Raw genomic sequence first — 23,189 nt, forward strand, 5'->3', positions numbered from 1 at the left:
TCCTGGATATCGCTATGAATAATCAAGTCAATGAATCGCCTTTGAAAAATGCACTCGAGGTGCGTGGTCTGAATTTTTTTTACGGCAAGTTCCAGGGTCTAAAAAACATTGATCTGGATATCGCCGAGCGTAAGGTAACAGCCTTTATTGGTCCCTCAGGTTGTGGCAAATCGACCCTCTTGCGCGCTTTAAATCGTATGTACAGCTTGTATCCTGGCCAGCGCGCCGAGGGACAAGTCAACTTTTATGGTGAAAACATCTTGGATCCTAAGCAGGATCTCAACCTGTTGCGCGCTCGCATCGGCATGGTGTTTCAAAAGCCGACGCCGTTTCCGATGTCAATCTACGACAACGTAGCGTTTGGTGTGCGTCTGTATGAAAACTTAAGTAAAGCTGAAATGGACGCGCGTGTCGAGTGGGCGTTGAGCAAGGCGGCATTATGGGGCGAAGTCAAGGACAAGTTGAGCCAAAGCGGTCTATCCCTCTCTGGTGGTCAGCAGCAGAGGCTTTGTATTGCCCGTTCGGTTGCGGTCAAGCCTTCGATCATCTTGTTTGACGAGCCGACTTCGGCACTCGATCCGATTTCGACCGGCAAAATCGAAGAATTGCTGCATGAGTTGAAATCTGATTACACCGTGGCGATTGTGACCCACAACATGCAACAGGCCGCCCGCGTGTCGGACTTTACGGCCTTTATGTATTTGGGCGAGTTGATGGAGTTTGGTCAGACGGATAAGATTTTCGTCAAACCCAAGCGTAAAGAGACCGAAGACTACATTACCGGCCGTTTTGGTTAATTGGCCTGAGTGGCGCTTGGCCTAGGCTGAATATTTCTGGTATATTAGCTGTCTTCGGGGCGTAGCGCAGCCTGGTAGCGCATCTGCTTTGGGAGCAGAGGGTCGTGAGTTCGAATCCCACCGCCCCGACCAGTAAAATCAACGGGTTACAGATCAAAAGTCTGTAACCCGTTTTAATTTGTATTTCATTTGTACTTTGATATTGCGACATCTTTTTTATATAGATCGAGCAAGTAGTTTTCGATGAAATGCTGCGCGGATTTGAATCCTTTAGATGAAAAGGATTTGAGTTGCTTGATGACGGATTGATTCACTCTGAGGATGACTTCAGCCAGCAGAATCAAAATTAAAAAACACGATATCGTTTTATTTTTTGGAATCAGAATTAGGTGTGAACGCCACCAAACAACTGCCCAACGTCTCTGTAGGACAGGGCTTTGATCCCATCGCTAAACTCAAGTGCTTGACCACTGTAGATCACGGCGCGGATGGCTAGCGCATTGAGGTGTTGGTCAAAATGCTGGAGTGTGCGCTTAAAACTCGCATTCCAAGTACTCGCTGCTTTGATCTCCACACCCATTAACTCGCTGCCTTGCTTGTGCAGCAGATCAATTTCATGGCCTTGGCTGTCTTTAAAAAAATAGAGATGGGATGTGAGCCCTCGGTTATAGCGGGCCTTGAGCGCCTCCAGTATCACCATGTTTTCAAAGAGATTACCGATCAAGGGATCCCGACCCACCTGCTCAACACGTTCTATACCAAGCAAATAACAGAGCAGACCTGTATCAGTGAAGTAAATCTTGGGTGTCTTGATGACACGTTTGCCGAAGTTTTCAAAATAAGGTGGTAGTAGAAAAATGACATAGGAGGCTTCGAGGATGGATAGTCACGCTTTGATCGTCATGCCATCGACACCAACGTCATTTGACAGAGACTGGTAGTTGATGACTTGGCCTACGCGACCTGCCAGGAGCTTCATGAATTTTTCAAATAAAATAACGTCTTTGAGTTTGATTAATTGTCTGACATCGCGCTCAACATAGGTCTGAAAGTAGTTGGCGTAGGCTGTGTGTGGTCGTTGTGCCTAATCGTGCCAATATTCGAGGCACAGCTATTATCCGCAGCCTTTTGGAACCACATTGAGCCTCAATCGTCCGTCTCCTGATTTCCCGATGCAAACCCGCTTTGTGCAAAGCGAGCGGGCGACGATTGAGATCTTTACGGTGGGAGAGGGGCCTTGGCTCGTGATGCTGCCCTCGCTTGGGCGAGGCGTAGAGGATATGGAGGAGGTGGCGCATCGTATCGCTCAACAGGGCTTTTCCGTGTGCTTACCCAATCCAAGGGGGATTGGGCGGAGTGCGGGGCCGGTGCAAAAACTGACTCTCGATGATCTGGCAGAGGATGTTATAGAGGTCATTCGCACCCTCACGCATCAACCTGTCTTCATTGCCGGACATGCGTTTGGAAACTGGGTTTCGCGTAATGTTGCGACGCGTGCTCCCGATCGCATCCGAGGCGTGATACTGATTGCCGCCGCACACAATACGATTCGACCTGAACTTACTCAGCACATTAATACCTGCATGGATATGCGCTTGAGCGATGAGGTGCGCTTGGCATCCTTGCAGGCTGCTTTTTTTGCGCCTGGACACGATGCGCATGTCTGGTTGTCTGGGTGGCATCCAGACGTGGCGCGGATGCAGAGAGAGGCGAGTCAAGCCTGTCCGCGTCATCGGTGGTGGCAGGCGGGGTCTGCGCCCATTCTGGATTTGCAGGCAGAGCAGGACCCCTTTGCCCCAATCGCCACCGCAAAAGATTTAGTAAAAGAGCTCGGCGCCGACCGCGTCCAGGTGTTGCGCATTCAGGATGCCAGCCATGCGCTGATCCCAGAGCAGCCAGAAGCCGTGAGTCATGGCATCATTCAGTTTATGCAGTCCATACTTGCAATAGCGAATAACAAAAAATAGTTTGATAAAAAATACTTTAAAAATACTTCGGGAGACAAAGATGTTGGGATTTTTTAAAAAACAAGGTCTGGTATTACTCGCCACGCTTGGCTTGGCCTGTAGTGCGCTTGCCGCCTATCCAGACAAGCCCATTCGCCTGGTGGTGCCTTTTCCACCCGGCGGCGCAGCGGATATCATGGCGAGGGGCATGGCTATCAAGCTGGGTCAAGAGCTGGGCCAGCCGATTGTGATCGACAATCGGGGTGGTGCGGGTGGCAGCACAGCCAGCGAACTCGTCGCTAAATCTCCAGCAGATGGTTACACGATTTTATTTGCCAATATGGGCACGATGGCGATCAATGTCTCGCTCTATCCCAATCTACGTTATGACCCTGTTAAAGACTTTGCTCCTGTGAGCTTGACGCACCTGACACCGCGCGTGTTGATGGTCAGCCCAGACGTGCCTGCCAACTCCGTTGCAGAGCTCATTGCGTTGGCTAAAAAAAATCCTGGCATGCTGAGCTACGGCTCGGCAGGGAATGGGAGTTCGAGTCACATCTCTGGTGCGCTTTTCAGCACCATGGCGGGTGTGGAGATGCTGCACATTCCTTACAAGGGCAGCGCGCCACTTGTGACAGACTTACTGGCCGGACGCGTCAATATGACGTTCGACTCCTACTCCGTGTATGAAAATCATATCCGCAACGGCAAGGTCAAAGTACTTGGAGTGACTGCACCTACGCGGATGGACGTGTTGCCGAACGCGCCAACGATTGCAGAGAGCGGACTCAAGGGCTATGAGGTGTTGAATTGGTTGGGCCTTGTGGTGCCCGCAGGAACGCCATCCCAAGTGATCAAGCGACTCAATCAGGCAACTGCCAAGGCCATGGTAGATCCTGAGCTGCGTAAACAACTGATTGGTCTGGGCATTGAGCCAACAAGCTCAACACCCGAGCAATTTTCTGCTCTGATTCTGACAGAGATTCCCAAGTGGAAGGCTGTTGTCAGCAGCACGGGTGCCACCAATAACTAACTCAATTTCGAAGCAAGGACTTTGTCGATCGTCTTTCTGTCCATATCCATGATCTCAAACTGCCAGCCTTCCCAAGCGACCTTGTCGCCTTCGATCGGAAGTTTGCCGCTCAGCAGCATAAACATCCCGCTCAGGGTGTGATAGCGGCCTCTTTCTTCTTCGGGCACGACAGACAACTCCAGGCAGTCTTTCAGTTCGGGGATCGGGATGTGGCCGTCGAGTAGCCACGTCCCATCGTCACGACGTACCGCCCAGGATTTTGATGGATCACGCGGGGTGAACTCTCCCGTAATCGCTTCGATTAAGTCTTGCAGGGTGACGATGCCTAACACTTCACCGTATTCGTCCACGACAAAGGCCATTTGTCGTGCCGAGGAGCGGAAGTTCGAAAGCAACTCCATGCCGGTGATCGTTTCGGGTACATAAAGGGCTTCTTCTATCCCTTGGGTTAATTCGTATTTTTCACCCTTGGCGATCTTGGACAGCAGTTTTCTCGCATTGAGCACGCCAAGCACTTGATTGAGTTCGCCATTGACCAGCGGAAACCGCGCGTGATCCGTCAGTTCGATCGTCTCAAGGTTTTTTTCGATCGAAGACTGGATATCGAGATAAATGATGTCCGCACGGGGCACCATTAACGAGGCAATTTGACGGTCGTCCAGTCTAAATACATTTTTGACCATGGTGTGTTCATCTGTTTCGATGAGTCCGGCCTCGGTCCCTTCTTCGAGCACCGCCTGAATCTCTTCTTGAGTGACTTCAGTCTGATTTCTTTCTTTGATGCGCAGGAGTCGAAGCATAAATTTCGTGGAGCCGGATAACAACTTGACGAAGGGCCGCGTCGCCAGGGCAAGAAAGGCGATCGGTCTGGCCATCAACCTGGCGATCGCCTCGGGATTGGACTGACCCAGGCGCTTGGGTACAAGCTCTCCGATCACAATCGAAAAATATGTGATCAATAAAACGACAATACCTGTACCAAGATAACCGGAATACACAGCATTAAGGCCAAGCTCTTGAAGCCAGAGCGCGAGAGGTTGTGCGAGCGCGGATTCACCCACGATACCGCTCATCACGCCAATCGAAGTGATACCGACCTGAACAGTGGAGAGGAATTGATTGGGATCGGCTGCGAGTTTGAGTGCTGCTTTGGCAGAAGCATCGCCCGCATCGGCGGCTTTTTGAAGTTTTGAACGTTTGGAGGTGATGAGAGCGATTTCAGACATCGCAAACAAACCATTCAGAAGAATCAGTGCAACAAGTATCAGTATGTCCATAGGAGGGCACGAGGGGTGTGCCACAAGTCATGAGAAGTGTTCATTCTAAATTAAAAAGGGATTTCTGCCCAAATGACATCATTTTGGGCGGTGATGCTCAGGGATACTTTCCTTTTGATACGTTTTTCGAATCAAATAGGTCGGTCGACGCTTGGCCTCCATATACGTACGACCGATGTACTCGCCCAAGACGCCGATACCAATCAGTTGAATACTGCCCAAGAATAAAACAGCAACAAATAAAGAGGGATAACCGGGGAGATCGACACCATAAATGAGCGTTCGAATCAAAATAAACGATCCGTATAAAACCGTGATGAAAGCGCCAAAGACACCTAGATAAGTCCAGATGCGCAAGGGGAGGGAACTAAAGCTCGTGATGCCTTCCAAGGCAAAATTCCAGAGTTTCCAGCCTGAAAATTTGGTGATGCCCGTCGTGCGTGATTGACGTACATAAGCAATCGTGACGGTCTTGAAACCCACCCATGCAAAGAGTCCTTTCATGAATCTTTGCTTTTCAGGAAGTAACTTCAACGCGTCGACGACAATACGCGTCATGAGGCGACAGTCACCCACGTTTGTGGGGATTTTGACATGAGCAAGATAGTTATAGGTGTCATAGAACGCCGCAGCGCTGAGTCGTTTACTCAGGCTATCACTTTGTCGATCGACCCTTTCGGCGAGCACGACGTCTGCACCGCTTTCTTCCCAGGCTCGAATCAGACGACCGATTAAAGAGGGCGGATCCTGCAGATCCGAGTCGAGCGGGATAATCAAATCACCTTGAGTTCGGTCTAGTCCGGCCGTCAGGGCGGCTTCTTTACCAAAGTTACGCGACAACTCTAAAACTTGAAAGCGTGGGTCTTTTTGAGTCAGCGCGATCAACTGTTCAAGAGTGCGGTCCTTGCTACCGTCATCAATGCAGAGCACTTCAAAATCAAAGGCATCTAGTTGCGAGAACTCGTGGGTGAGAGCTTTGTAAAAGGCGTCGACGCCCGTTTCTTCGTTATGAAACGGGCATACGAGACTGACTAAAAGCTTGTGATCCATAAGCCAAGTTCCTATTTACTTAGAACGAAACACCTCGACACCCACCGCCTCGCAGTCTGGATAGACATCAGGTTTTTCAGTCGAGACGCGGGTGGCGTAGACCAAGGGGTGTGCGAGCATGCGTTTGACGATCTCATCGCACAGGGTTTCTTGCAAGTGAATATGCCCAGTCGCGATGATGTCCGCGATGGTCTGGCGCATAAAGTCATAATCCACAACCTCGCTGAGATCATCCTTGCTGGGTGTGTTGTTTTGCAAAGGCACATACAAGTCGACATGGATCACGACACGCTGTTCCCCTTTTTTTTCGAACTCGTGCACACCGATGTTCATGTTGATTTCAAAAGCTTTTAAAAATAAGCGGCGGCAGTGTGTCAGATCGAGCTTTTGAATATTCGTAGGGGTCATTGTTGAGGTGTTCAGAGGTCAGGAAGTTAAAAACATCACATCGCGATCGGATGCTTTGAGGTGTTGGCCACCGTCTACATACAGTGTGGTGCCAGTCATGGCATGCGCACGGGCGAGATAGACTGCAGCGGCGGAAATGTCCTCGGGCGTAGAGGATTTGCCTAGAGGTGTCCTATTGTGTGCTTGCTTAAAACCTGTTTCGGTTTGATCTCCGGAGACCAGTGTAATTCCCGGTGCCAGACCAACCACCCGCACATGGGGAGCAAGTGCTTGGGCCAACAAGCGGGTCGCCTCAAGGAGAGCGGCCTTGGAGAGTGTATAGGACAAAAAATCTGGATTAGGGTTGATCAGCTTTTGGTCGAGCAGATTGATCACAACGGCGGGGTGCTGAAACGCATGGGTACTTTGACTGCGCGCGCGGTGCAGCTCGCGGGCGAGCAACACGGGCGCCGAGACATTGATGTGCATATGCGTATTGAGTCGCGCATAGCTAAAGCTCTGCGCCTCGTCGAAATCAAATAACGAAGCATTGTTGACAATACAGCTCGGCAATCCGAGCGCCTCGGTACAGCGTGTCACCAAGCTCGCCACCGACGACTCCACTGCAAGATCGGCCTGCAATGCCACCGCACGGCGACCGAGTGCCTGGATATCCAGGACAGTCTGCTGTGCCTCGGCAACTGAGGTCCCATAATGAATCGCCACATCCCATCCTGCCGTGGCAAGTCCCAAGGCAATGCTACGCCCCAGTCGCTTGCCAGCGCCTGTCACTAGAGCAATGTTTTCTGAAGGGACTGTCGACACGTTTATTTCGCCTGAGTGAGCTGTGTCGCCCACTAAAGGCGCCACGACAGCCAACATATTAACTTGCCTAGGTCCAATGAGACTTATGCGCCCTTGAGAAGTGGGCTTAATACACGTGAATACTGGCTCGCCATATCGTAAGCGTGCCCAAGCTGCAGAACGTCGAAGTCGTGCTGCAGGGGACCGATCACCTGAATCCCCGCTGGCATGCCTGTGGCACTAAAACCTGCCGGCATGCTCAGTGCGGGTAATCCGGCCATGGTAGCGGGGATGACGGACTGCATCCAGCGGTGGTAAGTGTCCATTTTTTGACCGGCGATCTCTTTGGGCCAGTGTTGCTCGGCTTCAAAAGGAAAAATCTGCGTGGTCGGCATCACAAGAAAGTCAAACGTCTCAAACATTCGACGTAGCTCTTGATACCAAGCCGTGCGGACCTTGGCGGCAGCAAAGACTGCCGGTCCGGTCAAGTTCAGGCCTTGTTCGATTTCCCAGACGGCTTCGGGCTTGAGCATGGCACGGCGTTCGGGCGACTCGTAGTGCTGGGCATTGCCCCCAGCAAAAGTAAAACTACGCAAGGTCAGCCAGGCGTTCCAGAGTTGCTCAAGATCAAAATTGGGTTGCGCGTCTTCTACAGTACAGCCGAGGGTTTTAAAATGTTCGAGTGCGCGCGTGGTAACGTTGAGCAACTCCGGATCCATGGGCAAGTGACCCTGCAGATTGCCGAGCCAGCCAATGCGTTTACCGCGCAAGTCGGTCTCAAGGGGTTGGGTAAACAAGCGCGGATCGTCTTGGCGACGGGTAAGCGGCAGGCGGGAATCAAAACCGGCCTGCACTGCAAGCAACATCGCCAAATCGGGGATGTTGCGCGCCATGGGCCCTGTGACGCTGAGCTGCTGGAAAAAAACCTCTTCGCCGGGGCCGTGCGGGACGCAGCCTGGCGAGGGACGAAAGCCAAAGACATTATTGAACGCAGCAGGTGTGCGTAAAGAACCCATCATGTCTGAGCCATCAGCGACCGGCAACATACGCAGGGCCAGCGCCACACCTGCACCACCACTACTGCCGCCCGCAGTGCGCGAGGGATCAAAGGCATTAAGCGTTGTGCCATAGACCTTGTTATAGGTATGCGCGCCAAGACCAAACTCGGGTGAATTGGTGCGACCGACAAAGATCGCACCACCGGCGCGCACGCGACCATTGGCGGCAGAGTCGACCTTGGTGACTTGGTTTTTGAAAATCAGTGAACCGTTGGTCGTGACCATACCAGCGACTGGTGCAATATCCTTGGGCGCTTGGGGAAAACCGTGCAGAGGCCCCATACTTTGATTGTGGGCGAGTTGTGCGTCACGCTCTTGGGCCTGCGCAAGGAGAGCACTGCGTTCAGGCATGGCAACAATCGCATTGACCGTTGGGTTTTGCATATCGATCTGGGCGAGAAAGGCCTCCATCACCTCAACGCAGGAGAGTGCGCGCCGGTGGAGCGCGCGCGATAAACTCGTTGCGTCCATGGAGACGATGTCCCAGTGGCTATCGTTGTTGTTGGTGGCGTGATGTTGGTATGGTTTGGAGGCAGGGGTTGTCATGATGTGATTGGGGCTCGGAGCCGCCGTGTCAAGAAAGTGAGCCCCTATTGTGCAATAAAATCCATGTCAACAAGCCTGCAGGGCGGATACAGGAATGAAATGAGTCTATTTTCTTTGCATGGCAAAACGGCGCTGGTGACCGCCAGTGTGCGTGGACTCGGTTTTGAGATTGCCCAGGGACTGGCCGATCAGGGCGCGCGCGTCTTGCTTAACGGTCGCGATGAGGCGACGCTTGCGATGGCTGTGGAGCAGGTGCGTGCCCAGGGAGGTCAGGCTCAGGCTGTGGCCTTTGATGCGTCGGATCTGTCGCAGTTTGATCGTGTCATGCGCGAGTTGGACCAGACGTTTGGCCCCATCGATATCTTGGTCAACAACGCAGGACTGCGCGATCGACGCGATGTCTTTGCCTTTGAGCTTGATGCTGTGCGGCAAATGTTCGAAGCGAACCTTGTCGCGCCTTTTGAGTTATCCCGCCAGGTGGCACAGCGTATGGTGAGCCATCAGCGTGGTGGACGCATCATCAATATCACCTCGATAGCCGGTCCGATTTCGCGCGCATCTGATGCGGTGTACACGACAGCCAAGGGCGGGCTCGCTGCGATGACACGAGCGTTAGCAGCCGATTTTGGTCGGTATGGCATCACGGTCAATGGGGTGGCGCCCGGTTTTTTTGCGACCGAGGCCAATGCCGCCATGGTTGCGGATACGGCCCTAGGCGCGATGCTTGAAAAGCGGACCTCGCTGGGCCGCTGGGGGCGACCCGCTGAGATCGCGGGCACCGTGGCATTTTTAGCTTCTGACGCCGCTTCTTATGTCACGGGCGAGGTGATCGCCGTCGACGGCGGTTATCTGGCACATTTTTAAATGAGTGGTTTTCTTCTGCTTGCCAAATTAGCCGTCCAAAACAGCACGGTTAACAATACCGCGGCACCAACCTGAGCGACCAACACAATATCGTAGGACTGATCAATCGCCCACAACCAGGCGGCCACCACAGGTCCGATGGCGCGCGCGATGATGGTGGGGACGGTAATCATGCCGTTGAGCGCGCCATACGCGTGTGCGCTTAACATTTCCGGTACGACTTGAGAGCGCACAATCGTAAAAATACCGTTCGTTAAGCCGTAAATACCAAAGAGCGCTGCGACAAGCTGAAAACTCAGCGAGTCCAGCAAAAAGGTCGCGAAGACAAACGGAAAAATACTCAGCATGATGGAGCCGAGCGTTCGCATCGAGACGCGCGCCGCAAAGCGACTGATGATAATGCGCCCGAGCACTTGAGCGGGACCGATAATCGAAAGGGCCCACACGACTTCGCTTGTCGGTAATTGCTTATCAAGCAGCATGGGATACATATGAAAAGTGAACACTGAAAACACCATGGAGTAGGTCGTCAGCGCGATCAATAAAAGCCAGAATACCGAGCTGTGGAGCGCTTCATGAATGATATTTTTGTCACGCGCGATGTTTTCTGCTTTGCTCGTTGTTTGTGTCGCATTCGCTGCATCCAGCTCGGGTTTAATCCAGTGCCAGTAACCCGCAGCGCAAGCCACGTTGACGAGGGCAAGCACCCAAAGCGATAGGCGCCAACCCCAACCATCGATTAAAAATTGTTCGAGTGGAATAAAAACGGTACTCGCAAAACCTGCCCAAAGCGTGATCGTGGTAATACCCGCGCGTGAGTGTTGTGGACCAACGCGTCGCGCCAGCAAGGCGAAGGCCGATTCGTACAGGATGGCAGCTTGCAGCGAGCCCATCGCCGCCGCGATTAAGTAAAAAATAAACAGACTCTGCACGAACGACCAGGCAATAAACAAGACGGCCGCAGTCAGTGAGCCCCACACCATGACGCGCTTGCCGTGCCCCCGATCGATCGCCAGTCCGACGGGATAGGCAAGGGCGGCCGCTAGCAACAGGCCAATTGTCAGCGCGCCATAGACGTCCGATTTGGACCACTCCAGTTCGCGCTGCATCGCCACGACAATGAGTGGAAATGCGTAGTAAATCGTACCGTAGGAACAGATTTGTGCGATGCCAAGAAAGTGAGCAAGTCCGTGGACTTGTCCGGTCGTGGTCACAGTTTCTTTAGTCATGCGCGTTGACTCTCAAGCGTTGAATCTCCATTAACCCAGTCTCACCAAACCATCAACGGCAAGGACGCGATTAGCCTGTACAAAAAGTGGGTTGATCTCGGCTTCAAGGACGTTGACTTCTTTGATAGCCGCCAGTTTGGAAAAAGCCACGACGGCTTGCGCCAACGCTTCGCAATCGCCTTTGGGCAAGCCGCGAAAGCCCTTGATCAGCTTGGTGATCCGCACCTCGTCAATCATGGCGTGCGCTTGTGCGAGCGTGACGGGGGCGAGCCGAATCGCAAAGTCTGGTGAGATCTCGGCGGTGATACCACCCGCTCCCAGGATGATCGTCGGGCCAACGAGCGGATCATTGCGGTAGCCGAGAATCAGTTCGAGCAGTCGCGACTCCATTGCCTGGACTAAAAACCCCTCCAGTTTCGCCTGTGGGGCATAGGCGTGGACGCTCTGGGAGATTTCCTTGACAGCCGTTTCAAATTCAGTCGTGTTGCCAACCCCAACCTTGACGCCACCGGCTTCGGTTTTGTGCGGAATGTCACGCGAGGAAACCTTGACCACGACAGGGTAGGGGACTGAATGCGTAGGATGCTTCTCACTAATAAGCTGGGCTTGTGCCGTCTGAACACCTAGCGTGTTAAAGACTTGTGCTGCTTCGTATTCGGTGAGTAAGCCCTTTTTGGGCAAACCTGGGGACCACGCAATATCAGCCAGAACGGGTGGAGCATTGTCTCGCGCTTGGAAAAATACTGACAAAGCATCCGCACAGGACTCCGGCGTACGAAACGCCGGGATACCGGCTTTTTGTAACAGCCCTAAAGAAGCCATGGCCTCGGGCGCTAAAAATACCGCGAGTGGTTTGGTATCTGGCTTGTCGGACTCGACCAGGGGCTTGACCGCCAGCTCGGGATGAAATTGCGCGGAAGAACCCACCACGCTCAGCACGGCATCACACCAGTCGGTACGTAACAGCTGCTCGAGCAGGTCTTTGTATTGCGCGCTGGTGGCCGCGAGCGTCAAATCGATGATGGTCGTTTCACGGATTTTCATGCCGCGTTGCGCCATCTGCGCAACGAACGCAGGCGGTGGGGCGACCGCCACCATGCCCATGAGGCCGAGGTTATCCACCACGGTTGCCGCACCACCTCCAGTCGTGGTGATCACCGCCACACGCGCAGGCTGTGGGTGGGGGGCTGTTTTACCCAAGTAGCGTTGGGCGAGAGGGGTAATCTCAAACAGGGTCTCGAGGTTGCGCACACGCAGCACGCCATGGGCGCGCAAAAAGGCATTTACGGCGACGTCATTGCCAGCCAGCGCACCCGTATGCGATTGTGCCAAGGCATCACCCTGCTCAGAGCGACCAATCTTGTAGGCGATCACAGGTTTGTTATGGGCGCGGGCACGTTCGAGCGCGCGCGCCATGGCAGGCGAGTCGCGTATGGTTTCAAGAAAGAGCAGGATGACGTTGGTGTGTGCATCGTCGACCAACGCGTCGATGACTTCACCTACGGTGACGTCACTTTCGTTACCAACTGAAACAGATTTTGCAAAACCAAATCCGCGCGCGTTGGCGCGTGCCATCAATGAGCCCATCATCGAGCCGCTTTGTGAGACCAAACTCAGTCCGCCCGCAATCAAAGTCTCAGCTTCGAAGGCCGCGTTGACCGACAAAATCATGCCACTATGCAGGTCCGCCAAGCCGATACTGTTCGGTCCGAGAATGCGAACGCCTAGCTCTTTGGCGCGCGCGAGCAGTGCTTCTTGGGCGATCATCCCTTCGGGCCCTGTTTCGCCAAAGCCATCCGAGTAAATCGTGATGACTTTCGCACCCGCTTTGGCGCAGGAATCAATCAAGGGCAACACAAGTTCGCTGGCGACCATGACAAACGCTTGATCGATCGGACCTGGCAAATCGGCGAGATCGGCATAGGCGGGCTCGCCCATGATTTCGGTCTGGGTCCGGTTGATTGGGTAAAGCTTGCCTTGAAAACCGTGTTTGCGCATAAAGCGCATCGGCCGTGCAGTGTTTTTTTGTAAATTGCCAGAGGCACCGACCAAGGCAATTGCCCGAGGCGAAAAAAGAGCTTGGGCAAAGTCGGAGGCAGAGACAGAGACGGGCTTGTTCATTAGATTCAGCGTGATAGGAGCGTGTTTTAAGAATGAAAGATCAGATTTCGCTACGATAACTCAAAGAATCGCACGGTTTTTTAACTGACTACCCTACAATCATTTGTAGGCATAAAAATCTGGTTACAAACGGAGGGGTTTGACCCATGAGTAAGGAAAGTAGCGCAAAGCACGTTAAAACGCCTGAGTCTCTGCGTAGCGCACGCTGGTTCGCGCCTGACGACTTACGTTCTTTTGGTCATCGTTCGCGCGCGATGCAAATGGGTTATGGTCCCGAGGATTGGGTCGGTAAACCCGTGATCGGCATCATCAATACGTGGTCTGACATCAATCCCTGCCATAGCCACTTTAAACACCGTGTCGAGGACGTCAAGCGTGGCGTACTTCAGGCGGGAGGTTTTCCGATCGAGTTGCCCGCGCTTTCGCTCGCAGAGCAGTACGTCAAACCGACCACCATGCTTTATCGCAATTTGCTCGCGATGGATGTCGAGGAATTATTACGCTGCCACCCGATCGATGGTGCGGTCCTGATGGGCGGTTGCGACAAAACAACGCCGGCCTTGCTGATGGGTGCGACGAGTGCGGGCTTACCTTCTATTTACGTGCCTGCAGGCCCGATGCTGCGTGGTAACTGGCAAGGCAAGGTGTTGGGCTCTGGTTCGGATGCCTGGAAATTTTGGGACGACCGACGTGCGGGTTTGATCAACCAAAAAGAGTGGATTGAAATAGAAGGCGGTATTGCGCGGAGCCATGGCACGTGTATGACCATGGGAACGGCCAGCACGATGACAGCGATCGCCGAGGCGTTGGGCATGACCTTGCCAGGCGCCTCCTCGATCCCCGCGCCTGACTCCAATCATTTACGCATGAGCGCTGAGTCGGGACGCAGAATCGTCGACATGGTCTGGGAAGACCTGACGCCCAACAAAATTCAGACCCATGCCGCCTTTGAAAATGCGATTGTGGTTGCCATGGCCATGGGCTGTTCGACCAACGCCATCATCCACGTGATCGCGCAAGCCAAACGCGCCGGCTGTGACATCGGACTCGAAGACTTTGATCGCTTTAGTCGTTTTGTGCCGGTGATCGCCAATGTACGTCCGAGTGGCGATCAATATTTGATGGAAGATTTCTTTTATGCCGGCGGCCTGCCCGGTCTCATGTCCCGCATCAAGCAGCACTTGCATCTTGACTCCATGACGGTCACGGGCAAAACGCTCGGTGAAAATATCGAGGGCGCAGCCGTCTTCAACGACGACGTGATTCGCCCGATCGACAATCCTATTTACGCCGAGGGCGCGCTGGCCGTGCTCAAGGGTAATCTAGCGCCGGATGGTTGCGTGATTAAGCCCAGCGCATGCCCACCGCACCTACATCGTCACACGGGACCCGCGCTTGTGTTTGACGACTATCCCTCCATGAAGGCCGTGATCGACAGCGACGATCTCGATGTTACGGCTGACCATGTGTTGATTTTGCGTAACGCCGGTCCTCAGGGTGGTCCCGGTATGCCTGAGTGGGGCATGTTGCCCATGCCGAAAAAGCTGCTCAAGCAAGGGGTGCGCGACATGTTGCGGATGTCTGATTCCCGCATGAGCGGTACGAGTTATGGCGCGTGCGTCTTACATATCTCCCCCGAGTCTTTTGTCGGAGGGCCTCTTGCACTCGTGAAAAATGGCGACATGATTTCCGTCGACGTACCCGCACGCACCATCAATCTTGATATATCCGAAGAGGAACTCGCCCGCCGAAAAGCCGCCTGGAAAGCACCCGAACCCAAGTACGAGCGCGGCTATGGTTGGATGTTTTCCAAGCATATCCAGCAAGCTAACGAGGGCTGCGATTTTGACTTTTTGCGAACGGACTTTGGCAAAGCGGTCTCAGAGCCCGATATTTACTAAGACACTCAATCTGACACTCAAGAGAGACTTATTCAATGAGCAAACTTTCCGCGGCAACACGCGACAAACTGATGGCGGTGAGTACTGCCACGTTGGCGACTTGCTTGTACAAGCGTGGCTTGCGTTCGCAATTTATCCAAAATGTGCAAAAACTTTCGCTCGCCAAGCAAAATATGGTGGGCGAGGCCTACACGTTGCGCTATATCCCGGCGCGTGAGGATTTGAATGGCATCGAGGTTTTTAAAGACCGCGCGCACCCTCAGCGCAAAGCGGTGGATGAGTGCCCCGCAGGTGCCGTGATGGTGATCGATAGCCGCAAGGATGCCCGAGCTGCTTCAGCCGGCGGTATTTTGGTCGGACGCCTGATGGCTCGAGGCGCGGCGGGTGTGGTGACGGATGGCGGTTTCCGGGATTCGGCGGAGATTGCTGAGTTGGGGATTCCTGCCTATCATCAGCGACCCTCTGCCCCTACCAATCTGACCCATCATCAGGCGATCGATATCAATGTGCCTATCGCCTGCGGCGACGCACCCGTGTTTCCTGGCGATGTGATCGTTGGGGATGCCGATGGTGTGCTGGTGTTACCCGCGCATCTGGCCGATGAGTTGGCCAATGAGGCGACTGAAATGACAGTGTTTGAGGATTTTGTGACCGAAACGGTCAAGACGGGTCGGTCGATCTTGGGTTTGTATCCCAACACAGAGCCTAAGACAACGGAGGACTTTCAGGCGTGGCGCAAGAAGGTGGGGCGTTAGAGCATTGGTAGTATAAAAGCATTGGAAAGTTAAAAAGCCCTGAAAGGCAGGGCTTTCCAAGAAAATCTGTACTGGGGTGAACGACGGGGCTCGAACCCGCGACAACCAGAATCACAATCTGGGACTCTACCAACTGAGCTACGTCCACCACAGAAGCAAAATTCTATCATGTTTGCGCGTTTGACGTGATCCGGAAACAGCATTTCTCTAATGAACTAGGTGGCTCCTTATGGCTCGGCTCGAAGAAATACTGATTGAATATTGGCCTCATCTTCTGTTTGTGATTTCGATCGCCGCCAGTAGCGTGGCGTCCGTGCATGCTGCGATGACCAAGAAAGATGTTCGTGCGGCGATTGCCTGGGTGGGTGTGATCCTGTTCTCGCCTATTTTGGGTGCTTTTCTATATCTGGTGGCGGGGATCAATCGGATTCGCAAGGACCGCGTGTTTGCCAGACGTGCGCACACGCTCTACGATCAGGAGTTGATCGACAAAGTCCTAGTGCATGACGTTGTTGACGTGTCGGGTCCTCAGTTTGCTTCGCTTAAAAAACTAGGCGATCACATCAGCGACTTTAAGGTCTTGGGCGCAAACCAGATCAAGATGCTCAATGGAGGCGATGAGACGTATCCCGCCATGCTTGAGGCCATCCGGCAAGCGCAGCGTTCGATCGCGCTGCAGAGTTATATCTTTGATCACGATATTGTTGGCAAGGAATTAGCTCAAGCGCTCATCGATGCGCATCATCGTGGAGTGCAAGTACGGGTATTGATAGACGCTGTTGGTGCCAAGTATTCACATCCGCCTATTACGGCACTGCTACGAAATGCCGGTGTGCATACTGCGTTATTCATGCAACCGGTCATTGGCATTCGCTTGGTCTATGCCAATTTGCGCAGCCATAGAAAACTCTTGGTCATTGATGGCTTGCATGGCTTTACGGGTGGAATGAATATCCGTGAAGGCTTTGTCACTGCGATCGCCAAAGAGGCTGTCACCCATGACACACACTTTCAGGTCAGTGGGCCGATTGTGTATCAGCTCATGACGAATTTTGCGCATGATTGGGCGTTTACGACCACGGAAAAGCTCACGGGCGACGTGTGGTTTGCCCCAGCCGCCGTGGAAATCAAAGAAACGGGTGTCGCTTTGCGCTGCGTCCCTTCGGGGCCCGATGCGACCTTGGCCAGCACACACAATATGCTGTTGGGGGCGCTCGCGGTCGCGCAAACGCATGTGCGGATGCAGTCACCATATTTGCTGCCGGATGTGGCCCTGATCGCGGCCCTGTCGACCACGGCAAGGCGTGGCGTGATTGTCGATATCGTGGTGCCAGGCGCCAACAACCTCAAACTCGTTAACGCCGCGATGATGGCACAGATCGATCAGCTCATCGAGACAGGCTGCAGAGTCTGGCGGGCTTCAGGAACCTTTGATCACTCCAAGCTTTTTACCGTCGATGGTGGTTGGTCCTATATTGGGTCATCCAATATCGATCCTCGAAGTTTGCGCTTGAATTTTGAACTTGATCTCGAGGTCTATGATCGAGGGATAGCAAAAGAAATCGAGACCAAGGTGGACGACATCATCGCCCACGCCGAGCGCATTACCTTGCGCACGTTACGCAGGGATCCATTTTGGATGCGCTTGCGAAACAAGGTGGTTTGGCTGGCCTCGCCTTATCTTTAAGCCCCGAGACTCAGAGAAGGTCGAGAGGGTCTTGGCTTGGGTCTGCCGCATGACCGACCCCAGCGCCTTGAATGCCATGACGTGTCATGGAGTCTTTGACCATGCCCGTGGCTTTCATTTCCTCGACAAAGGTACGCAAAAAAGTCGCTGCAGCCGGCCCCTTTGTTTTAGGTACGCCCATCGCTTGGTTGATGACCATAAAACGCTCACCAAGAATGCGTACGCCCAACATGCTCTGGGTGTCCGCTTCGAGTTGCTGTTTGACACCCGCGGCGACTTCAAGCTGCTGCGCCAAAAAGTCTTGCACGACCGTTTGCGAAGACGAGGCGCGCACGATAGGGGATTGTTTGAGGTGGCGGGTCAGAAACAAATCATAGGCACTGCCTTTGCCGACGACGACACGGTTGCCAGGCACGTCAACTTGCTCGTTATGCGTAATCGGAGAGTCCGTGCGGACGAGGTAATACCCCTCGATCAGTACGTATGCGGCCGTAAACGCGATGTCTTTGCCGCGCTCTGGGTCGACGGCAAAAAATCCGATATCGGCACGTCCAGACTCAACCGTGACGACAGACTTGCCCGCCGTTTCGTTGACGATCAGCTCGACCGGGACCCCTAGTTTTTTGCCTAGCGCCTGCGCCAGATCGATCGAGATCCCGAAAGGTTTGCCCTGGGCATCCAGATTGGCAAGAACGGGATTACCGATGTTGAGCGAGGCACGCAGCACTCCGGTCGGAGCAAAAGCCTTGATGAGGTCTGCGTTGAGTGAAATGGTAGTCATGCAAATTGCTCCAAAGACGACTTTTAATAGCGATTATTTGTCAACATAACAGAATCGCAAGCGCTTGACATTCGTGAGGCACCCGCTCGGAGGCCCTATTTTTCTGTGAATGCTCTACGCCTATAATGAATTGTCCTATATCTAAATAAACTTTAGCTTACCAATGGTTCAAACGATGAAATTTCCCATCCCTCAGTTGTCTGTCTTGTGCGCGACCTTTGTGTTGATAGGAACTGTTGCGCATGCGCAACCCAAAGCCAGTGCCGCTGCGAGCCCTAGCGCAAGTGCCCCCTTGGCAACGGTGAATGGCATCGCCATTCCAGAATCCTTGATGGAGCAAAATGTGCGCGCCAACGTCGCCCAAGGCCAGCGTGACACACCAGAGTTGAGACAGCTGCTCAAAGATGAGCTGATTAATCGCGAGATTTTGGCCCAAGAGGCTGCCAAACTGGGTCTTGATAAAACCGCTGAGGCTAAGACACAACTGGCTCAGCTGCGCCAGACCTTGATGGTAGAGCTGTTGCTGACCGACATGATGAAAAAGAATCCCATCACGGACGTCAAAATCAAAGCTGAGTATGACCGAATGATAGGAGCGCTGAAAGATCAGCAACAATACAAGGTCGGTCTGATCGTCACGTCAACCGAAGACGAGGCCAAGGCCATTTTGGCGCGGCTGAACAAAGGCGAGTCATTTCAGAAAATTGCTGAGCAATCCTCGATTGATCCTAGCAAGGCAAAGGGCGGTGACGTAGGTTGGGTATTGCCCGCACAGATTTTGCCAGCGATTTCAAATGTGCTGGTGAATTTGAAAAAAGGCAGCGTGGCGGTCGCGCCCATTCGCACACAAGCGGGCTGGAACATTATTAAACTTGAAGACCAGCGCAGCTATCAACCCCCTGGCTTGAACGAGGCCAAAAACGACCTTCGTCAAGGTTTGCTTCAGCAGCAGCGTGCAGATTTCGTCAAGCGCTTGCGTGAGGGCGCTAAGATTCAATAATCAAATCAATTATTTGAAACTGGGAAGGATGAGTAAAATCTTTTGCCATCAGGATCTACGTAAGCATTCACCGTGTATTGGGTTGCGTTATTGATGATGGCTACGCCCTGCAATACTCCAACAGGTTGGCCTAAAGCATTTCTGGCGACCGTACCATCGATCTCGACGTAAGTGACATAAGCCCCATCTTGAAGATGATTGGTAACGTTGACCGTTTGATCTGAGCTCGCGACTGTAAATGGACCTGCTGGGTTACTCGACGGATCATTACCAGGCCCGCCCGGATTAAAGACAGGTGAATATGCTCCAGAAGATGGCATGCGGATCGTGGTGAGTCTTGCAATAGCGGCAGCATCGCCTGAAAGAATAATGTCGTATTGATTGTCATGATCCTCAACGTAGGCCAAATTGTATGTTGACTGTAATGGCCCCGTGTCTGCAATACCCAATACCATAATGTTGCCGTAACCTGGGATGAGGTAACTCACTCCAGTTTGGGTAATTTGCACCGTATTATCTGAAGAGTCGTTAGCCGCCAGAATGAAGAATTTACTAAAGTCAGTCGGCAAAATACTGCTAATACCATCAGGTGAAAAACCTGCGCTGGTATATACACGTAGACGGTATTGCGCAGAAGAACCAAACAAATCCGAGCCACTATTGGCGTAGGAGGCATTTAACCACTTAGGATTGCTTTCTCCAAGACTAGAGAAAACGTTTAATTTAGCTGCAAGAATTCTAGGTCCGTTTCCGCTTACGTATGGATTTTTACTTTCTATGCTGAGTCCCACTGCAGAAACTATCCCTTTTTGCGTGATAAATTTTAACTCTGTGGGTGAGTCCACAATACTCACTGTAACGGGATACTCAGCATCAGGGTTACCAGGCAATATGCGATTTCCCCAATAACCGATGAGCACCACAGTTTGTCTCTCGTTGTATTCTGTATTAGGTAGAAAACTTGCAGACAAAGGAGTGACAACGGTCCCAGTATTCATGGTGACCTGAAAAGCTGCTGCGCTGATTGATGGTGGCCAAATGGGATGACTAAACACAACAGGAATGGTGTCACCGGCGGTTGCATCAATTCCGTAGATAGCTGAAACACTTTGTGTGCTTGAGGCGGAGTAGTAGGCTCTTGATGGCGCTTGCAGGCTCGGATCAATATTTTCAAAAGAGATATTGCCAGCGTAGGCCGCAGCTTGAGCGGCAGAGTCCGTGCCATTCAGATTGGGTACTCCCATATAACCTTCAAAACCATAATTAGCCGTCATGATTGAGGGTGTTGTTGCAAAGTAATCCGCACCCAAAATGATGCTGGTATTCACGGTACTTGCAGTGGAAGTCGTGACAGCTTGATCTGCCGCGATGTAATTGAGAAGCGGAGTTGCTAATGAGGTATACGTATTGGTAGTATCGGGCGCCCCACTATTAGAGTAGCTGTCAGAGCCATCGCCACAGGAAATAACAAACGTACAAGTTATAGTTAATAACAAGAGTAATTTGAATTTCATTTGTTTGCCTACCTCTTTACAGGGTGGTGCCCCCGGCGAGAATCGAACTCACAACCACCCGCTTAGAAGGCGGGTGCTCTATCCAATTGAGCTACGGGGACAACGCTTCGTTAGTTTAACTCTTCTATGTGGTCTGCGTTTTTATGGCACAACTCTTTGTCGTTCATCCTGATAATCCGCAACCTCGGCTGCTTAAGCAGGCGGCCCAGCTTTTGCAAAATGGCGGTCTGGTTGCGATCCCCACTGACTCAAGTTATGCGGTGGTCGCACGCCTTGATGACCGGGCTGCCGCAGAGGCCTTGCGCAAGTTGCGCGGCTTGGACGAGCGTCATCATTTGACGATTTTGTGTCGTGATATGACGGCGATTAGTCAGTTCGCCCGGGTCGATAACTCCCAGTTTCGCCTGTTAAAACAAGCCACACCCGGACCGTGGACTTTCATTTTAGAGGCGTCTCGCGAGGTGCCTCGCCGCGTTTCGCATCCTTCCCGTAAAACCATCGGCATTCGCGTGCCGGGACACCCTGTGACGCTTGCTTTTTTGGAAATGGTGGATGCGGCCTTGTTGTCAACGACCTTGATCCCTGAGGGCGAGGAGCTGCCACTCAATGAACCCGAGGATATTCGTACGCGTTTTCAGCATGCGTTGGCGGCGGTGATCGACGCGGGCGCGTGTCCTTTTGAGCCCACGACGGTCATTGATTTGACCGGCGCATCGCCCGAATTGATTCGACGCGGCCGCGGCGATCCAGCAGTTCTTGGGATCTCTTAGCATTTGACGTGCGATAAACCTCTACAATCCATCGCATGAACGAAATTATTCAGACCATCTCGCTTTATGCCTTGCCAGTGATGTTTGCCATCACCTTACACGAGGCAGCCCACGGCTATGTCGCGAGGTTGTTTGGCGATCCAACGGCCACGCAGCTTGGCCGTGTCACACTTAATCCCATCAAACATATCGATCCCGTGGGCACGATCGCTGTGCCGGTGGGTATTTTATTGATGTCAAAGTTGGTGGGCGGGCCGTTTTTACTCTTTGGGTGGGCCAAGCCCGTGCCCGTAGACTTTGGCCGTCTTCGCCGTCCCAAGCGAGACATGCTCTGGGTGGCCTTGGCCGGACCCGCTGCCAACCTGTTCATGGCGATTCTGTGGGGGATTTCCCTGCGCTTATTGTTTGAGACCGGTGATCGAAGTAGTTTTTGGTTTCAGATGGCTCAGATTGGAATCCAGATCAACTTGACCTTGATGGCCTTGAATCTACTGCCGATTCTCCCTCTGGATGGTGGACGCATGCTTTTTAGCTTACTCCCTAATCAATTGGCGTGGCAGTATGGCCGAATCGAACCCTTCGGCCTTTGGATTGTGATTGCATTGCTGGCAACGGGCTTGCTTGGCACCCTAATCGCCCCACTCATGTCCCTTGGTGAATGGGTGGTTCGATTAGTGCTCTAAGATCACACTATTCCGGTACACTTTTACTTAATTTATTAATGGCGCGACCGCGCCCCGTTCAGCGCTCTGGATTTCCTTTATGGCCACGCACTCATTTTCTAACAGACCCCAGTTTCAAGGCAGCATGCCCGCCTTGGTGACTCCGATGCATCCTGACGGCAGTTTGGACTATCAAAGCTTTCGAGCTTTGGTGGACTGGCATGTTCAGGAGGGCACAAATGGTCTCGTGATCGTCGGTACTTCTGGCGAGTCTCCCACTGTCAATGTCGACGAGCACGCCGAACTGATCCGTGTCGCAGTCGAGCATGCGGCAGGACGACTCCCCATCATTGCAGGAGTTGGCGCCAACTCCACGCGCGAAGCCATTCATTTGGCCGAGCATGCCCTCAAGGTCGGTGCGCAGGCAGGCTTATCGGTGGTGCCTTATTACAACAAGCCTTCCCAAGAAGGGATGTATCAGCACTTCAAAGCCATTCAAGAAGCGGTCGATCTCCCCACTATTCTCTATAACGTTCCGGGTCGTACCGTCGCGGATATGTCACATGACACAGTCCTGCGCTTGGCGCAGATCCCAGGCATTATTGGCATCAAGGACGCGACAGGTGATATTGGCCGAGGTGCCCTGTTGATCCGTGATGTGCCTGCGCATTTCCAAATTCTGAGTGGTGACGATGCGACAGCTGCTGCATTGATTTTGCTGGGTGGTCGTGGCAATATTTCCGTGACAGCCAACATCGCACCGCGCCAGATGAGCGATTTGTGCAAAGCTGCTCTGACCGGTGATGTTCAAAAAGTCAGGCAGTTAAATAATTTGCTGGGTCCTCTGAACAAACTTTTGTTTGTCGAAGGTAACCCGATTCCAGTGAAGTGGGCGTTGACGCAGATGGGTCGTATCCCCTCGGGCATCCGTTTGCCGCTTGTGGAGTTAGGTGCTCAGTTTCACGCTCCTTTGCGAGCTGCAATGGTTGAGGCGGGGTTGCTCTGAA

General features: G+C 52.9%; 21 protein-coding genes, 3 tRNA genes and 1 pseudogene. 12 read left to right on the top strand and 13 right to left on the bottom strand.

The genetic code is table 11. The annotated features are described in order from the left end of the window. Positions 1-14 precede the first annotated feature (14 nt). Positions 15-797, top strand: coding sequence for a phosphate ABC transporter ATP-binding protein PstB (pstB, locus tag AC8GE9_RS07515; protein WP_506676543.1), 783 nt, complete (start codon positions 15-17; stop codon positions 795-797). A gap of 55 nt (positions 798-852) precedes the next feature. After that, positions 853-929, top strand: a tRNA-Pro gene (locus AC8GE9_RS07520). Between the two features lie 253 nt (positions 930-1,182). Here the strand turns inward: AC8GE9_RS07520 and AC8GE9_RS07525 are convergent. Both AC8GE9_RS07525 and AC8GE9_RS07530 read right to left on the bottom strand, forming a co-directional pair. Next, entirely contained in the window at positions 1,183-1,536 is a 354-nt protein-coding gene (locus AC8GE9_RS07525) for a DUF4143 domain-containing protein (protein WP_506677132.1), read from the bottom strand. Between the two features lie 21 nt (positions 1,537-1,557). Continuing rightward, a pseudogene (locus AC8GE9_RS07530) lies at positions 1,558-1,851 on the bottom strand (DUF4143 domain-containing protein); the annotation flags it as partial. An 85-nt stretch (positions 1,852-1,936) separates the two neighbouring features. Between AC8GE9_RS07530 and AC8GE9_RS07535 the strand changes: the two are divergent. Both AC8GE9_RS07535 and AC8GE9_RS07540 read left to right on the top strand, forming a co-directional pair. Continuing rightward, positions 1,937-2,764, top strand: a complete 828-nt coding sequence (locus tag AC8GE9_RS07535; protein ID WP_506676544.1) for an alpha/beta fold hydrolase — start codon at positions 1,937-1,939, stop codon at positions 2,762-2,764. A gap of 40 nt (positions 2,765-2,804) precedes the next feature. Next, complete coding sequence (locus AC8GE9_RS07540) at positions 2,805-3,776, top strand: Bug family tripartite tricarboxylate transporter substrate binding protein (protein ID WP_506676545.1); 972 nt, start codon at positions 2,805-2,807, stop codon at positions 3,774-3,776. Here AC8GE9_RS07540 and AC8GE9_RS07545 read toward each other — a convergent pair. The 5 genes from AC8GE9_RS07545 to AC8GE9_RS07565 all read right to left on the bottom strand — a co-directional run bounded on the left by AC8GE9_RS07545 (position 3,773) and on the right by AC8GE9_RS07565 (position 8,898). After that, positions 3,773-5,053 (bottom strand): hemolysin family protein, encoded by a 1,281-nt coding sequence (locus AC8GE9_RS07545; RefSeq protein ID WP_506676546.1) that lies wholly within the window; start codon positions 5,051-5,053, stop codon positions 3,773-3,775. The two genes, AC8GE9_RS07540 and AC8GE9_RS07545, sit on opposite strands and share 4 nt — an antisense overlap. Before the next feature lie 78 nt (positions 5,054-5,131). Beyond that, positions 5,132-6,103, bottom strand: coding sequence for a glycosyltransferase family 2 protein (locus AC8GE9_RS07550; protein WP_506676547.1), 972 nt, complete (start codon positions 6,101-6,103; stop codon positions 5,132-5,134). 15 nt (positions 6,104-6,118) lie between these two features. Continuing rightward, a complete protein-coding gene (locus AC8GE9_RS07555; protein ID WP_506676548.1) occupies positions 6,119-6,511 on the bottom strand; it encodes a dihydroneopterin aldolase in 393 nt (130 codons plus the stop codon). Between the two features lie 18 nt (positions 6,512-6,529). Beyond that, on the bottom strand, positions 6,530-7,372 hold the full coding sequence (locus tag AC8GE9_RS07560; protein WP_506676549.1) for an SDR family oxidoreductase: 843 nt from the start codon (positions 7,370-7,372) through the stop codon (positions 6,530-6,532). Between the two features lie 26 nt (positions 7,373-7,398). Then, a complete protein-coding gene (locus AC8GE9_RS07565; RefSeq protein ID WP_506676550.1) occupies positions 7,399-8,898 on the bottom strand; it encodes an amidase in 1,500 nt (499 codons plus the stop codon). A 99-nt stretch (positions 8,899-8,997) separates the two neighbouring features. On the opposite strand from AC8GE9_RS07565, the gene AC8GE9_RS07570 reads away from it, so the two are divergent. Beyond that, a complete protein-coding gene (locus tag AC8GE9_RS07570) occupies positions 8,998-9,762 on the top strand; it encodes an SDR family oxidoreductase (RefSeq protein WP_506676551.1) in 765 nt (254 codons plus the stop codon). On the opposite strand, the gene AC8GE9_RS07575 is transcribed toward AC8GE9_RS07570, so the two are convergent. Together AC8GE9_RS07575 and AC8GE9_RS07580 are read right to left on the bottom strand one after the other, a co-directional pair. Continuing rightward, positions 9,759-10,991 carry an MFS transporter gene (locus tag AC8GE9_RS07575; RefSeq protein WP_506676552.1) on the bottom strand — a complete coding sequence of 411 codons (1,233 nt, stop codon included), beginning with the start codon at positions 10,989-10,991 and terminating at the stop codon, positions 9,759-9,761. The genes AC8GE9_RS07570 and AC8GE9_RS07575 overlap by 4 nt on opposite strands. Positions 10,992-11,021: 30 nt before the next feature. Next, positions 11,022-13,112 carry an acetate--CoA ligase family protein gene (locus AC8GE9_RS07580; protein WP_506676553.1) on the bottom strand — a complete coding sequence of 697 codons (2,091 nt, stop codon included), beginning with the start codon at positions 13,110-13,112 and terminating at the stop codon, positions 11,022-11,024. A gap of 146 nt (positions 13,113-13,258) precedes the next feature. Here AC8GE9_RS07580 and araD point away from each other — a divergent pair, with 146 nt between their 5' ends. Further along, positions 13,259-15,013 (top strand): L-arabinonate dehydratase, encoded by a 1,755-nt coding sequence (gene araD / locus AC8GE9_RS07585; protein WP_506676554.1) that lies wholly within the window; start codon positions 13,259-13,261, stop codon positions 15,011-15,013. A 35-nt stretch (positions 15,014-15,048) separates the two neighbouring features. Next, positions 15,049-15,768: a ribonuclease activity regulator RraA gene (locus AC8GE9_RS07590; protein ID WP_506676555.1), complete on the top strand. Its 720-nt coding sequence runs from the start codon at positions 15,049-15,051 to the stop codon at positions 15,766-15,768. Positions 15,769-15,840: 72 nt separating this feature from the next. Here AC8GE9_RS07590 and AC8GE9_RS07595 read toward each other — a convergent pair. Continuing rightward, positions 15,841-15,916, bottom strand: a tRNA-His gene (locus AC8GE9_RS07595). An 81-nt stretch (positions 15,917-15,997) separates the two neighbouring features. Between AC8GE9_RS07595 and cls the strand changes: the two genes are divergently transcribed. Then, positions 15,998-17,455, top strand: coding sequence for a cardiolipin synthase (cls, locus tag AC8GE9_RS07600; protein WP_506676556.1), 1,458 nt, complete (start codon positions 15,998-16,000; stop codon positions 17,453-17,455). Between the two features lie 10 nt (positions 17,456-17,465). Here cls and AC8GE9_RS07605 read toward each other — a convergent pair whose 3' ends face one another. Further along, positions 17,466-18,236, bottom strand: coding sequence for an ABC transporter substrate-binding protein (locus AC8GE9_RS07605; RefSeq protein ID WP_506676557.1), 771 nt, complete (start codon positions 18,234-18,236; stop codon positions 17,466-17,468). Positions 18,237-18,411: 175 nt separating this feature from the next. Here AC8GE9_RS07605 and AC8GE9_RS07610 point away from each other — a divergent pair, with 175 nt between their 5' ends. Further along, on the top strand, positions 18,412-19,236 hold the full coding sequence (locus AC8GE9_RS07610; RefSeq protein WP_506676558.1) for a peptidylprolyl isomerase: 825 nt from the start codon (positions 18,412-18,414) through the stop codon (positions 19,234-19,236). Between the two features lie 5 nt (positions 19,237-19,241). On the opposite strand, the gene AC8GE9_RS07615 is transcribed toward AC8GE9_RS07610, so the two are convergent. Both AC8GE9_RS07615 and AC8GE9_RS07620 read right to left on the bottom strand, forming a co-directional pair. Next, a complete protein-coding gene (locus AC8GE9_RS07615; protein WP_506676559.1) occupies positions 19,242-20,750 on the bottom strand; it encodes a hypothetical protein in 1,509 nt (502 codons plus the stop codon). Between the two features lie 24 nt (positions 20,751-20,774). Beyond that, a tRNA-Arg gene (locus AC8GE9_RS07620) sits at positions 20,775-20,851 on the bottom strand. A gap of 42 nt (positions 20,852-20,893) precedes the next feature. Between AC8GE9_RS07620 and AC8GE9_RS07625 the strand changes: the two genes are divergently transcribed. The 3 genes from AC8GE9_RS07625 (at position 20,894) to dapA (ending at position 23,188) form a co-directional block, all read left to right on the top strand. Further along, positions 20,894-21,520: an L-threonylcarbamoyladenylate synthase gene (locus AC8GE9_RS07625; protein WP_506676560.1), complete on the top strand. Its 627-nt coding sequence runs from the start codon at positions 20,894-20,896 to the stop codon at positions 21,518-21,520. A gap of 35 nt (positions 21,521-21,555) precedes the next feature. Continuing rightward, positions 21,556-22,203: a site-2 protease family protein gene (locus tag AC8GE9_RS07630; RefSeq protein WP_506676561.1), complete on the top strand. Its 648-nt coding sequence runs from the start codon at positions 21,556-21,558 to the stop codon at positions 22,201-22,203. A 79-nt stretch (positions 22,204-22,282) separates the two neighbouring features. Then, positions 22,283-23,188 (top strand): 4-hydroxy-tetrahydrodipicolinate synthase, encoded by a 906-nt coding sequence (gene dapA, locus AC8GE9_RS07635; RefSeq protein WP_506676562.1) that lies wholly within the window; start codon positions 22,283-22,285, stop codon positions 23,186-23,188. Position 23,189 lies beyond the last annotated feature (1 nt).

Origin of the sequence: Zwartia lucis, assembly GCF_965234455.1 — a bacterium.
Classification (GTDB): Bacteria; Pseudomonadota; Gammaproteobacteria; order Burkholderiales; family Burkholderiaceae_B; genus Zwartia; species Zwartia lucis.

Excerpts from the sequence above, each read along its gene's own strand:
- pstB (WP_506676543.1), top strand. The coding sequence starts at position 15 with ATGAATAATCAAGTCAATGAATCGCCTTTGAAAAATGCACTCGAGGTG.
- AC8GE9_RS07540 (WP_506676545.1), top strand. The coding sequence starts at position 2,805 with ATGTTGGGATTTTTTAAAAAACAAGGTCTGGTATTACTCGCCACGCTT.
- AC8GE9_RS07545 (WP_506676546.1), bottom strand. The coding sequence starts at position 5,053 with ATGGACATACTGATACTTGTTGCACTGATTCTTCTGAATGGTTTGTTT.
- AC8GE9_RS07550 (WP_506676547.1), bottom strand. The coding sequence starts at position 6,103 with ATGGATCACAAGCTTTTAGTCAGTCTCGTATGCCCGTTTCATAACGAA.
- AC8GE9_RS07555 (WP_506676548.1), bottom strand. The coding sequence starts at position 6,511 with ATGACCCCTACGAATATTCAAAAGCTCGATCTGACACACTGCCGCCGC.
- AC8GE9_RS07560 (WP_506676549.1), bottom strand. The coding sequence starts at position 7,372 with ATGTTGGCTGTCGTGGCGCCTTTAGTGGGCGACACAGCTCACTCAGGC.
- AC8GE9_RS07565 (WP_506676550.1), bottom strand. The coding sequence starts at position 8,898 with ATGACAACCCCTGCCTCCAAACCATACCAACATCACGCCACCAACAAC.
- AC8GE9_RS07570 (WP_506676551.1), top strand. The coding sequence starts at position 8,998 with ATGAGTCTATTTTCTTTGCATGGCAAAACGGCGCTGGTGACCGCCAGT.
- AC8GE9_RS07575 (WP_506676552.1), bottom strand. The coding sequence starts at position 10,991 with ATGACTAAAGAAACTGTGACCACGACCGGACAAGTCCACGGACTTGCT.
- AC8GE9_RS07580 (WP_506676553.1), bottom strand. The coding sequence starts at position 13,112 with ATGAACAAGCCCGTCTCTGTCTCTGCCTCCGACTTTGCCCAAGCTCTT.
- araD (WP_506676554.1), top strand. The coding sequence starts at position 13,259 with ATGAGTAAGGAAAGTAGCGCAAAGCACGTTAAAACGCCTGAGTCTCTG.
- AC8GE9_RS07590 (WP_506676555.1), top strand. The coding sequence starts at position 15,049 with ATGAGCAAACTTTCCGCGGCAACACGCGACAAACTGATGGCGGTGAGT.
- cls (WP_506676556.1), top strand. The coding sequence starts at position 15,998 with ATGGCTCGGCTCGAAGAAATACTGATTGAATATTGGCCTCATCTTCTG.
- AC8GE9_RS07605 (WP_506676557.1), bottom strand. The coding sequence starts at position 18,236 with ATGACTACCATTTCACTCAACGCAGACCTCATCAAGGCTTTTGCTCCG.
- AC8GE9_RS07610 (WP_506676558.1), top strand. The coding sequence starts at position 18,412 with ATGAAATTTCCCATCCCTCAGTTGTCTGTCTTGTGCGCGACCTTTGTG.
- AC8GE9_RS07615 (WP_506676559.1), bottom strand. The coding sequence starts at position 20,750 with ATGAAATTCAAATTACTCTTGTTATTAACTATAACTTGTACGTTTGTT.
- AC8GE9_RS07625 (WP_506676560.1), top strand. The coding sequence starts at position 20,894 with ATGGCACAACTCTTTGTCGTTCATCCTGATAATCCGCAACCTCGGCTG.
- AC8GE9_RS07630 (WP_506676561.1), top strand. The coding sequence starts at position 21,556 with ATGAACGAAATTATTCAGACCATCTCGCTTTATGCCTTGCCAGTGATG.
- dapA (WP_506676562.1), top strand. The coding sequence starts at position 22,283 with ATGGCCACGCACTCATTTTCTAACAGACCCCAGTTTCAAGGCAGCATG.